Genomic DNA, 11022 nt, shown 5'->3' with positions numbered 1-11022 from the left:
CCCGGCTCGGTCGATGCCGCCGCCTCGCCAAGGACTTCGAACGCACCACAGCCAGCGCCGCAGCCTGGCTCATCCTCGCTCACATTCGAACCCTCTCCAGACGCCTCGCGCGAATGGGAAACTTATGAGCCAGGCTCTCAGATGGCATTGAGCGAAGTCGAAATGTCGTCTCGAAGGGCCCTCCGAGGCGCTGAGGGGTGTTCAAGATACCGTTTCGACAGGCTCGGCGGCTCCTACGGATCAGTCTCAAGTCATCACGCTCCTGGACGCGCTGTCCTACAGGCCGGCGACGTGCCAGAACCGGCGACATGGCTGGCATCCGATCAGGTCAACCGCGTCATGCCGGCGCTTTCGAATACGGACCAACGTCGCGGGGGCCACTGCGCTTCGAACGTAGCGTGCGGTTCGTCCGGTTTGGAACCCGCGGTACGCTGGCGAGGGAGGCGCCCCCGCCCTCGCGATTCGGCAAATGCCGGCGGAGGCCTACCGCCCCTTTTCCAGGCTCTTCCTGGCCTGGCCCCGCTCCGCCGTCCCGATCTTGCCGTCCTTGTCGGCATCGTAGCGCGCGAAGGTCGCCGCGAGCAGCGCCTGCGCCTCGGGCTCGGTCACCTTGCGGTTCTTGTCCGCGTCCGCCCGCGCGAACCACAGCGCGCCCAGCTTCTTGGCGATGGCGGGATCCTTGCTCGCACCGATCCGCATCTTCACGGTGCGCGCCTGCACCTCCGCCAGCGACAGCGTGCCGTCCTTGCTGGTGTCGGTGGCGACGAACTCGCGCGAGAATTTGGCCGCCGCGGACGCCCTGGTCTCCTGCGCGACGGCGGGGGTGGCGACACCGGCGGCAACGCCGGCGATGAACAGAATACGGATCACGATACTATCTCCTGCAAGGCACCGCGCCTAACCGCGCCCGCCTGCATCGCGGATGAATGCGCGCGCTTGCACCTGCGTTCCCCATTGCATAGGGCGCGGCCAAACCGACGCCGGAAGGATGCCCCATGCGCGAAGACATCAACAAGGTCGTGCTGGCCTATTCCGGCGGCCTCGACACCTCGGTCATCCTGAAATGGCTGCAGCAGAATTACGGGTGCGAGGTCGTCACCTTCACCGCCGACCTCGGTCAGGGCGAGGAATTGGAGCCGGCGCGCGCCAAGGCCGAGATGATGGGGGTCAAGCCCGAACACATCTTCATCGACGATCTGCGCGAGGAATTCGTATCCGATTACGTCTTCCCGATGATGCGCGCCAACGCGCTGTACGAGGGGCTGTACCTGCTCGGCACGTCGATCGCGCGGCCCTTGATCGCCAAGCGCCAGATCGAGATCGCGAGGGAAGTCGGCGCCGATGCGGTCAGCCACGGCGCGACGGGCAAGGGCAACGACCAGGTCCGCTTCGAACTCGGCTATTACGCGCTCGCCCCCGATATCAAGGTCATCGCCCCCTGGCGCGAATGGGATCTGACCAGCCGCACCAAGCTGATCGAATTCGCCGAGGCGCACCAGATCCCGGTCAGCAAGGACAAGCGCGGCGAGGCGCCCTTCTCGACCGACGCCAACCTCCTCCACACCTCGTCCGAGGGCCTCGTTCTCGAAGACCCCTGGGCCGAGGTGCCCGATTATGTCTATTCGCGCACGCTCAGCCCGGAGGACGCACCCGACGCGTCCGAATCGATCACCATCGACTTCGAACGCGGCGATCCGGTCGCGGTGAACGGCGAGGGGCTGTCGCCCGCGTCGCTGCTGGCCCGGCTCAACGACCTCGGCCGCACCCACGGCATCGGCCGGCTCGACCTGGTGGAAAACCGCTTCGTCGGCATGAAGAGCCGCGGCATGTACGAGACGCCGGGCGGCACCATCCTCCACCTCGCCCACCGCGCGATCGAGCAACTGACGCTGGACCGCGGCGCCGCGCATCTGAAGGACGAACTGGCGCCGCGCTATGCCGAACTGCTCTACAACGGCTTCTGGTTCAGCCCCGAACGCGAGATGCTCCAGGCCGCGATCGACCACAGCCAGACCAAGGTCGCCGGCACTGTCCGCCTGAAACTGTACAAGGGCGGGGTGCATGTGACGGGCCGCAAATCGCCCTACAGCCTCTATAGCGAAAAGGTCGTGACCTTCGAGGACGACCAGGGCGCCTACGACCAGCGCGACGCGGCCGGCTTCATCAAGCTCCAGGCACTCAGGCTGCGGCTGCTCGGGCGGCGGGATCGCTGATAGCGGGGAAGACGCTTTCGATCAGCCGCCGGAAGCGGATTAGGTTTTTCTAAACCATCCTCGTTCATCCCTGCCCCACCGCATCAGGGGGCAGGTATGGCCAAGGCAGTCGACGTAGCGATCATCGGGGCGGGTCCGGCCGGGCTGACGGCGGCGTATCTGCTCGGCAAGGCCGGTTTCTCGGTCACCGTCATCGAGCGCGACGCGACGTATGTCGGCGGCATCAGCCGCACCGTCGAGCACGAGGGCTTTCGTTTCGACATCGGCGGCCACCGCTTCTTCTCGAAATCCAGGGAGGTGGTCGATCTCTGGAACGAACTGCTCCCGGACGACTTCATCGAACGCCCCCGGATGAGCCGCATCTATTACGAAGGCCGCTTCTACAGCTATCCGCTGCGCGCGTTCGAGGCGCTGCGCAATCTGGGACTGTGGCGGTCGTCGCTGTGCATGGCGAGCTTCGGCCTTGCCAAGGCTTTCCCGAAGAAGGACGTCCGCAGCTTCGAGGATTGGGTCGTCAACCAGTTCGGTCGCAAGCTGTATTCGATCTTCTTCAAGACCTATACCGAGAAGGTCTGGGGCATGCCGTGCACCGAAATGTCCGCCGACTGGGCGGCGCAGCGGATCAAGGGCCTCAGTCTCGGCGCGGCCGTATTCGATGGCGTGAAACGCTCGCTCGGCCTCAACAAGCGCCCCAATAACGGCATGCAGGCCAAGACGCTGCTCGAAAACTTCCGCTATCCGCGGCTCGGCCCCGGCATGATGTGGGAGGCGGCGCGCGACCGCGTGCTCGATCACGGCAACCGGGTGCTGATGGGGCATGCCCTCAAACAGCTGGCGCAAAGCGGCGACGGCTGGCGGATGACCGCGACGACCAGCGACGGCACGACCGTCGCGATCGACGCAACGCATGTCATCAGCAGCGCGCCGATGCGCGAACTCGCCACCCGGCTCCACCCGTTGCCGGCCGCGCTCCCCCAGGCCTCGGCCCTGCGATACCGCGACTTCCTGACCGTGGCGCTGACCATCCGTTCCCCCGATCTGTTTCCCGACAATTGGATTTACATCCACGATCCCAAGGTCAAGGTCGGCCGCGTCCAGAACTTCCGCAGCTGGTCGCCCGAAATGGTCCCCGATCCCGCCATCGCTTGCGTCGGTCTCGAATATTTCTGCTTCGAGGGCGACGGATTGTGGTCGGCGAGCGACGCCGAACTGGTGGCGCTGGCGACCCGTGAAATGGCGCTTCTCGGCCTGTGCAGCGCCGACCAGGTCACCGGCGGCACCGTCGTTCGCCAGGAAAAGGCCTATCCCGTCTATGATGAGGACTATGCCGCCAACGTCGCCGCGGTGGCACGCGAGCTGGAGGCCCGCTACCCGACGCTCCACCTCGTCGGTCGCAACGGCATGCACCGCTATAACAATCAGGATCACGCGATGATGACCGCGATGCTGACGGTCCGCAACATCCTGGCCGGTGCCCGCGTCCACGATGTCTGGGCCGTCAACGAGGATGCGGAATACCACGAAGCCGGCCGCGAAGGCAGTGTCGAAGGCAGCATTGAAGGCGGGGCGCTGTCGTCGCTGCGCGCAGTGCCCGAGCGCCTGCCCGAGACGCACCCGAAGGCTCGTCGCGCGGCGTGACGCCGATGCCGCTGTCGCGCGCGATCCCGATCGCCTGGCTGCTCGCGGCGGCGATGCTGTGCCTCGTGCTCAGGCCGCTGATCGCGGACATGATCTTTTCCGATCCCGACGACGCGATGCGACTCCTCCAGGTCCGCGACTGGATGGACGGGCAGAGCTGGTGGGATGTCGGTCAGCACCGGCTGAACGGCGGCGATTTCCCGATGCACTGGTCGCGGCTGGTCGATCTGCCGCTGGCCGCGGTAATGCTGGTCTTCGATCCGCTCGTCGGTCGAACGGCCGCGACGCGTATCGCGATGGTCGTCGTGCCGTTGACGACCCTGCTCGCGATCATGGCGACCGCCGCGCATCTGACCCGCAGGCTGGCGGGTGAGGAACAGGCGCGGCTGGCGATGCTGCTGGCCGCGCTCGCGGTGCCGCTGATCTACCAGGTGCGGCCGATGCGCATCGATCATCACGGGTGGCAGATCGCGCTGGCGCTTGCCGCCACCGTGGCGCTCGTCACGCGTCCGACGGCAGGTGGCGGCGCAATGGCCGGCCTTGCGCTGGCGGCGCTCGTGACGATTTCCCTCGAAGGACTTCCCATCGCGGCGCTCATCGCCGGTGTCGCCGCGCTCGCCTGGGCGAGCGAGCCGCATCGGCGCGGGTTCGTGAAGGCGCTGGTCGTCAGCCTGTTTGCGGGGGCGGCAGCGCTCCACCTGGCGACGCGTGGGCCGTTCTGGCTGACGTCTGCTTGCGACGCCATTTCGCCCGCTTGGCTGGTGATGCTCGGAATCGCCGCGGCCGCGGTGCTGCTGACCACGCACCTGCGGCTGGCGAGTCCATTCGCGCGCATCGCAGCCCTTGCGACCGGGGGCGCGGCCGCGGTTGCCTCGCTGCTGGTCATCGCACCCGAATGCGCGCGCGGCCCCTTCGCTACGCTCGATCCGCTGGTCCGCACGATATGGTATGACAGCGTCCAGGAGGGCTTGCCGCTCTGGCACCAGTCGCTTGGCTGGGCGGTAATGACCGTCGCGCTCCCGATCGTCGGCCTTTTCGGCACCGTCCGGGCCTTGCGGCGGAGCACGGGCGAAGCCAGAACCCGGTGGCTGCTGATGCTGGCGGTGCTCCTGCCCGCAACCCTGCTGTCGTGCCTGGTGAACCGCGCCGGCGCGACCGCGAACGCCCTGGCACTGCCCGGTGCCGCATCGCTGCTGATGCTCATGCTGCTGCGCGCCCGCGCCGTGCCCGGCTTCCTGCCGCGCGTCGGCGCGACGGCGGCGGCGCTGGTCGTCGCATCGCCGGGGCTGGCGGCAGGCGGCGCGCTCGCCATCGCTCGCCTGGTGTCGCCCCCTGTCCAATCCTTGCCGATGGCGAACGGGTCGATACGTCAGCCCTGCGAGACCTTTGCCGATGTCCGGGCGCTCGGCCGCTTGAGCGCAGGCGTGGTGTTCCTGCCGATCGACGTGACCCCCGAACTCATCGCGACGACCCGACACACGGCGATCGCCGGCGGATATCACCGCAATGCCGCTGCCATGCACAAGGTGCTGGCCTCGTTCACGGGAACGCCCGAACAGGCGGAGGCCATCGTCCGCCGGGCGGGTGCTACCTATGTCGCCGGCTGCCCCGGATTCAGCGAGACCAACCTCTATCGCTATTACGCGCCCCGCGGCTTCTGGGCACGTCTCGAGCGCGGCGAACGGTTCGATTGGCTGCGCCCGATCGCCATGTCCGGCTCGCCGGTACTCGTCTGGCGGGTCGTCCGCACAGCTGCACCCTTGCCGCGAGCCATGCCTCGCTCCTAGGGTGCGGCATGCAGGGGGAACTTCACTGGTGGCAGACGCGCGCCTTTGTCGCGGCGATGGCGCTGGCGGCGATCGTGCCCCTGCTCTGGCCCGACATTCCGCCGCTCGTCGATCTGCCCGGCCACATGGGCCGCTACCGCGTCCAGGTGGCGATCGGATCGCATCCCGAACTGGCCGATTGGTATGATTTCCGCTGGCAGCTGATCGGCAACCTCGGCATCGATCTGCTCGTAATCCCTTTGGAGCGCGTCTTCGGGCTGGAACTCGCGGTCAAGCTGATCGTCGTCGCCATCCCCGCACTCACCGTCAGCGGGCTGCTCTGGATCGCGCGTGAGGTTCACGGGCGCATCCCGGCGACCGCGCTGTTCGCCCTGCCGCTCGCCTATAGCTACCCTTTCCAGTTCGGCTTCGTGAACTTCGCGCTCGCCATGGCGCTGGCGCTCAATCTGTTCGCGCTCTGGCTGCGGATGGCCCGGGCCGGCCAGCTCAACCTGCGCGCGCTCGTCTTCGTGCCCGCCTCCTGCCTGCTGTGGCTGTGCCACACCTTCGGCTGGGGGGTACTCGGGGTGCTCGCCTTTTCCGCCGAGATGATCCGCCAGCACGATGCCAGTCGGGGGGGCGGGGGGCGACGCTGGTTCGACGCCTGGTTCCGTGCCGCGCTCGGCTGCATCCCGCTGGCGCTGCCGATGGCGTTGATGATCTTCTGGCGATCGGGCGATCACGTCACCGGCCAGACCACCGACTGGTTCAACTGGCGGCAGAAATTCAACTACATCGCCATGGTCCTGCGCGATCGCTGGATGGCGTGGGACATGGCGTCGGCGACGGTCCTGTTCCTGATCCTGTTCAAGGGCGTGCGCGACGAGCGGATCGAATATTCGCGGCAGCTCGGGCTGTCGGCGCTGTTCCTGCTGATCGTGTTCGTGCTCCTGCCGCGCATCGTCTTCGGCTCGGCCTATGCCGACATGCGGCTCGCCCCTTTCATGCTCGCGATCGCCGTGATCGCGCTGCGGCCACGGCGCGGGCTGTCGTTCCGCGGCGCGGCGACCTTTGCCGCCCTCGGCCTCGCCTTCTTCGGCGCGCGTCTCGTCGGGACCACGGTCAGCTACTGGCTCTACGACCGCGAATACGACCGTGTCCTGACCGCGCTGGACCATGTGCCGCAGGGCGCGCGGGTAGTGACGTTCGTCGGACGGCGCTGCCAGGACGACTGGACCTACTCGCGCCTCGAACACGTCTCCGCGCTGCTGCTCGAACGCAAGCTGGCCTATACCAACGATCAATGGTCGATGGCGGGCGGCCAGTTGCTGACCGTGAAATATGGCGCGGCGCAAGGGTTCGCGCACGATCCGTCGGAGATCGTCACCGATGTCCGCTGCCGCGGCGAATGGTGGCGGCCGGTGGCGTGGGCGCTCGCCGCCTTCCCGCGCCATGCCTTCGATTATGTCTGGCTGCTCAACCCGCCGCCTCACGATCCCGCCCTGGTGCGCGGACTGACCCCGATCTGGCGCAGCGGCCGCGATGTCCTCTACCGCGTCGACGATCGGTCGGTGCGGTTCACCCTGCGGAACGGCGTCATCTCCCCCAGATAGTCGCTTTCGACCGCCACCGCCGCCCGCTCGCGCAGCAGGAAATCGGCGACTGCGCGGCGGAAGTTGGCGTCGGGGATGTAATGCGCCGAATAGGTCGTCACCGGCGCATAGCCGCGCGCCAGCTTGTGCTCGCCCTGCGCCCCCGCCTCCACCGTCGTCAGCCCGCGCGCGATCGCGGCGTCGATCGCCTGATAGTAACAGAGTTCGAAATGCAGGAACGGCACCTCTTCGGTCGCACCCCAATAACGGCCATAGAGCGTATCGTCGCCGATCAGGTTCAACGCTCCCGCGATCGGCACCCCGTCGCGCTCCGCCAGGATCAGCAGCACCCGCTCGCCCAGCGCCTTCCCCAGCAGCGGGAAGAACCCTCGGGTCAGATAGGGCCGCCCCCACTTCCTGTCGCCCGTATCCTGATAGAAGCGCCAGAACGCATCCCAATGGCGTGGTTCGATCGCATTGCCGCTCAGATGGCGGATCGTCAGCCCGTCGACCGCGGCGGCGCGCTCCTTTCGGATCGCCTTGCGCTTGCGGCTCGTCAGGTCGTCCAGAAACGCGTCGAAATCGGCATAGCCGCGATTGGTCCAGTGGAATTGCGTCCCCGTGCGGATCAGCCACCCCGCCGCCTCGAACAAAGGCACCTGGGACGCTGCGACGAATGTCGCATGCGCCGAGGACAGATCGTTCTGATCCACCACCGCCTGTACCGCGGCAAGCAGGGCGGGTGCCTTGCGCGTGTCGCGCAGCAGCAGCCGTGGCCCGGGCACCGGCGAGAACGGCGAAGCGATCTGGAGCTTGGGATAATAAGCGCCGCCGGCCCGCGTCCAGGCATCCGCCCAGCCATGATCGAAGACATATTCGCCCTGGCTATGACTCTTCACATAGGCTGGCGCGATCGCCGCCGCCCGTCCGTCCGCGCCGTCGAGGACGATCGGCAACGGCTGCCACCCCGATCGCGCGCCGACACTGCCGGCGGTCTCCAACGCCGCGAGAAAGGCATGGCCGACGAACGGATTGCCCGTCCCCGCACACGCATCCCACTCCGCGGCCGGTATCGTGGCGACACCATCGGCGAGGCGGACGACGACGGCGTTCATGCGGTCCCGCTCACCCTCACCTTTCGGCACTTCGCGCCTCTTCTCTCTGCCTCTGGTAGAGGGAAGGAGGGGCGAAGCCGCGGAAGGGAGAGGGCGACCCAAGCATGAATAGGAGGTGCCTAATCCGCCAACGCCACGATCGCGTCGATCTCCACCGCCGCCCCCAGCGGCAGCACCGGAACGCCGACCGCGGAGCGCGCATGCCGCCCGGCATCGCCGAACAACGCGACCATCAGTTCCGACGCGCCGTTCGCCACCTTCGGCTGATCGGTGAAATCGGCCGCGGAATTGACGAAGACCCCGAGCTTCACGATCCGCCCCACCCGCGACAGATCGCCCAGATGCTTCTTCAACTGCGCAACGATCATCAGCCCGCATGCCTGCGCGGCACGCTGCCCCGCCGCCAGATCGACATCCTCGCCCAGCCGCCCGGTCACGAGCGTTCCGTCGATAAAGGGCAATTGCCCCGACAGATGGAGCAGGCCCCCCGCCTCGACGACGGGCACATAGGCGGCGACCGGCGCAGCGGCCTCCGGAAGCGAAAGCCCCAATTCGGCGAGGGCGCGGTCGATACGGTCGGTCATGCGGTCTCCTGCATTAGGCGGTCGGACGCGGGCAGCCCCGCGGCGAAGCGATCGGCGATCCACGCCTGCGCCTGGCGCCAGTCGTCGATCCGCGCGTGGGCATGCGGCGCGGCGGCGACATGCGGCGCCAGAGTGGGTTCGGACACCATGTGCAGCCGGTGGACGTCAGGCGCGTGGCGGGCGACCGATTCGTGATGCACCGCCAGATCGTCGACGAACACCGTCACGGGCGCGCCGTGTTCGGCAACCAGCCTGGCGACCGGCGCGCCTTTGCCGCCCTGATTGCATTCGACGCGGTAGTGGATGCCGAAGGCGGCGAGCTGTTCGATCCGGGGCACGCGGCAGGCGTCTTGTAAATTGGTCAGCACGACGACGTCGGCGATGTCCGCCAGCGCCGCCAAGGCCTCGCGCGCGTGCGGCACCAATGTCTGGCGCGCCATTTCGGCAGGGAAGAAGCCGTGGAGCATCCCCCACATCTCCTCGGTGGTCAGCGGCGCACCGCCGTCGCGGCGCTTCATCCGGTCCGCCCATTCGCCGGCGCCGATCTGGAAGTCTATATCGTGCGCTTCGCCCAGCCACGTCCCGAAATGGGACACCATATGGAGCAGCACCTCATCGCAATCGGTAATCAGCAGCGGCTTCATGACGGCTCCAGCATAAGGTGCGCGCGCACCAGCGAAGCAGGAGCGACGCCCAATTCCTCGGCACAGGCCAGCAGATCGGGCTCATGCCCTTCCAGAAAGCCGAGCGCGGCGGACAACACCGCCGGATCGCTCACCCGCGCGCGCAAATCGCCCGGCGTCAGCCCGGTGACCGACAGCAGCCGCAGCGCCCGGTCCGGCTCCGCCAGCGTCCAGACGAGCGCACGGAGCGCCAGATCGGTCGCGTCATCATTTGTGTCGGCTGGCCGCATTGCCTATCGTCGGTCCTCATCGCCTTCAGGAGGCCCCGGCGTGGCAAAAAGGGTGCTCGTTGTCGAGGACAACGAACTGAACCTAAAACTTTTCTGCGACCTCCTCAGGGCGCATGAATATATCTGCGAACCGGTCCGCGACGGCCGGGAGGCCGTGGCACGCGCGCGAGAATTCGCGCCCGATCTGGTCGTGATGGACATCCAGATGCCGCACGTCACCGGCTACGATCTGATCCTGGAGCTGAAGGCCGACGCGACGCTGAAGGTCATCCCGGTCATGGCGGTCACCGCCTATGCCGGCCGCGACGACGAGGAGCGCATCCGCGCCGCGGGTGCGGCCGCTTACGTGTCCAAGCCCATCAGCCTGGCCCGCTTCATGGACACCGTGGGCGGACTGGTCTGAGCCGCACCGCAAGCCGTTTTGCCGCTGTCCTACAGCGTGCGCGCCATGCCACCAGGGCGACGACTCGGCACCGGCCGTGCCCCCTCTTTCTCATCTGCGCGAATCTTCAGGGTGTGATGACTTGATATCGATCCGTTCGTCCTCAGAGCCTGGCTGAAAAGAGTTGAGTGATCTCGGTGGGTTGTGATTCCGTCGCGCTTGCGAGGCGACGATGGAGGCACACATGTCCTGGACCGAGACTACGCGGCGGGATCATGCCCGCGCGGGGCTGCGCTATGCAAGCGATCTGACGGATGCGGAGTGGCGGCTGGTCGTGCCGCTGCTGCCGAAACGATCACGCTGGGGGCGGCCACCCGTGGTCGACCTGCGAGTGGTGCTGGAGGCTTTGCTCTACATGGCCTCGACCGGCTGCCAGTGGCGCGCGCTGCTGAAGGACTTTCCGCCGCGCTCCACGGTCCAGGGCTACTTCTACCGCTGGCAGCGCGGTCTGGCAGGGGATCGCAGACGCGCTCGACGGTCGGGCGCGTCGTTTGGCTGGGCGCGGTGCCGAGCCCACGGTCTGCATCATCGACAGCCAGAGCGCGCAGACCACCGAGAGCGGCGGCCCGCGAGGGTTGGATGCGGCCAAGAGGGTGAAGGGGCGCAAACGGCACATCGTGGGACTGTCGGGATTTCCGTGTGCGGGCGGGCATAATGGGTGTGAGGAGTTCCCCCTATGTCACGACGCAAAGAGCCTGCGATACCGAACGAGTTGCTGGACCAGTTGCTGGCGGGTGGTGCCGCCAGCGCGGCATTTGA

At 67.3% G+C, this 11022-nt stretch carries 10 protein-coding genes and 2 pseudogenes; 7 read left to right on the top strand and 5 right to left on the bottom strand.

Annotated elements, in window-relative coordinates; all coding sequences use genetic code 11:
• Positions 1–128 (top strand): annotated as a pseudogene (locus tag VF643_RS08790) (IS5/IS1182 family transposase); the annotation flags it as partial.
• A gap of 355 nt (positions 129–483) precedes the next feature.
• Here VF643_RS08790 and VF643_RS08785 read toward each other — a convergent pair.
• Positions 484–870: a hypothetical protein gene (locus VF643_RS08785; RefSeq protein WP_331043009.1), complete on the bottom strand. Its 387-nt coding sequence runs from the start codon at positions 868–870 to the stop codon at positions 484–486.
• Positions 871–995: 125 nt separating this feature from the next.
• On the opposite strand from VF643_RS08785, the gene VF643_RS08780 reads away from it, so the two are divergent.
• The 4 genes from VF643_RS08780 (at position 996) to VF643_RS08765 (ending at position 7230) form a co-directional block, all read left to right on the top strand.
• Entirely contained in the window at positions 996–2213 is a 1218-nt protein-coding gene (locus VF643_RS08780) for an argininosuccinate synthase (RefSeq protein ID WP_331043008.1), read from the top strand.
• A 96-nt stretch (positions 2214–2309) separates the two neighbouring features.
• Positions 2310–3851 carry an NAD(P)/FAD-dependent oxidoreductase gene (locus VF643_RS08775; protein WP_331043007.1) on the top strand — a complete coding sequence of 514 codons (1542 nt, stop codon included), beginning with the start codon at positions 2310–2312 and terminating at the stop codon, positions 3849–3851.
• Positions 3848–5638 carry a hypothetical protein gene (locus tag VF643_RS08770; protein ID WP_331043006.1) on the top strand — a complete coding sequence of 597 codons (1791 nt, stop codon included), beginning with the start codon at positions 3848–3850 and terminating at the stop codon, positions 5636–5638. Before VF643_RS08775 ends, VF643_RS08770 begins: the two co-directional genes overlap by 4 nt.
• 8 nt (positions 5639–5646) lie before the next feature.
• Positions 5647–7230, top strand: coding sequence for a hypothetical protein (locus tag VF643_RS08765; protein WP_331043005.1), 1584 nt, complete (start codon positions 5647–5649; stop codon positions 7228–7230).
• Here VF643_RS08765 and VF643_RS08760 read toward each other — a convergent pair.
• The 4 genes from VF643_RS08760 to VF643_RS08745 all read right to left on the bottom strand — a co-directional run bounded on the left by VF643_RS08760 (position 7167) and on the right by VF643_RS08745 (position 9821).
• Complete coding sequence (locus tag VF643_RS08760) at positions 7167–8324, bottom strand: GNAT family N-acetyltransferase (RefSeq protein ID WP_331043004.1); 1158 nt, start codon at positions 8322–8324, stop codon at positions 7167–7169. The two genes, VF643_RS08765 and VF643_RS08760, sit on opposite strands and share 64 nt — an antisense overlap.
• A 119-nt stretch (positions 8325–8443) precedes the next feature.
• Positions 8444–8908 carry a RidA family protein gene (locus VF643_RS08755; RefSeq protein WP_331043003.1) on the bottom strand — a complete coding sequence of 155 codons (465 nt, stop codon included), beginning with the start codon at positions 8906–8908 and terminating at the stop codon, positions 8444–8446.
• Complete coding sequence (locus VF643_RS08750) at positions 8905–9552, bottom strand: HAD family hydrolase (RefSeq protein WP_331043002.1); 648 nt, start codon at positions 9550–9552, stop codon at positions 8905–8907. The genes VF643_RS08755 and VF643_RS08750 overlap by 4 nt, the downstream gene beginning before the upstream one ends.
• Positions 9549–9821, bottom strand: a complete 273-nt coding sequence (locus VF643_RS08745; RefSeq protein WP_331043001.1) for a DUF3572 domain-containing protein — start codon at positions 9819–9821, stop codon at positions 9549–9551. The genes VF643_RS08750 and VF643_RS08745 overlap by 4 nt, the downstream gene beginning before the upstream one ends.
• Positions 9822–9861: 40 nt before the next feature.
• On the opposite strand from VF643_RS08745, the gene VF643_RS08740 reads away from it, so the two are divergent.
• A complete protein-coding gene (locus tag VF643_RS08740; protein ID WP_331043000.1) occupies positions 9862–10224 on the top strand; it encodes a response regulator in 363 nt (120 codons plus the stop codon).
• Between the two features lie 223 nt (positions 10225–10447).
• Positions 10448–10883: pseudogene (locus VF643_RS08735) on the top strand (transposase); the annotation flags it as partial.
• Positions 10884–11022 lie beyond the last annotated feature (139 nt).

This window comes from Sphingomonas sp., assembly GCF_036387595.1.
Classification (GTDB): Bacteria; Pseudomonadota; Alphaproteobacteria; order Sphingomonadales; family Sphingomonadaceae; genus Sphingomonas.
This window is presented reverse-complemented; position numbering and strand designations above follow the sequence as displayed.

What these genes read in the sequence shown, in the direction of transcription:
- VF643_RS08780 (WP_331043008.1), top strand. Translation starts at nt 996, where the DNA reads ATGCGCGAAGACATCAACAAGGTCGTGCTGGCCTATTCCGGCGGCCTC.
- VF643_RS08775 (WP_331043007.1), top strand. Translation starts at nt 2,310, where the DNA reads ATGGCCAAGGCAGTCGACGTAGCGATCATCGGGGCGGGTCCGGCCGGG.
- VF643_RS08765 (WP_331043005.1), top strand. Translation starts at nt 5,647, where the DNA reads ATGCAGGGGGAACTTCACTGGTGGCAGACGCGCGCCTTTGTCGCGGCG.
- VF643_RS08760 (WP_331043004.1), bottom strand. Translation starts at nt 8,324, where the DNA reads ATGAACGCCGTCGTCGTCCGCCTCGCCGATGGTGTCGCCACGATACCG.
- VF643_RS08755 (WP_331043003.1), bottom strand. Translation starts at nt 8,908, where the DNA reads ATGACCGACCGTATCGACCGCGCCCTCGCCGAATTGGGGCTTTCGCTT.
- VF643_RS08750 (WP_331043002.1), bottom strand. Translation starts at nt 9,552, where the DNA reads ATGAAGCCGCTGCTGATTACCGATTGCGATGAGGTGCTGCTCCATATG.
- VF643_RS08745 (WP_331043001.1), bottom strand. Translation starts at nt 9,821, where the DNA reads ATGCGGCCAGCCGACACAAATGATGACGCGACCGATCTGGCGCTCCGT.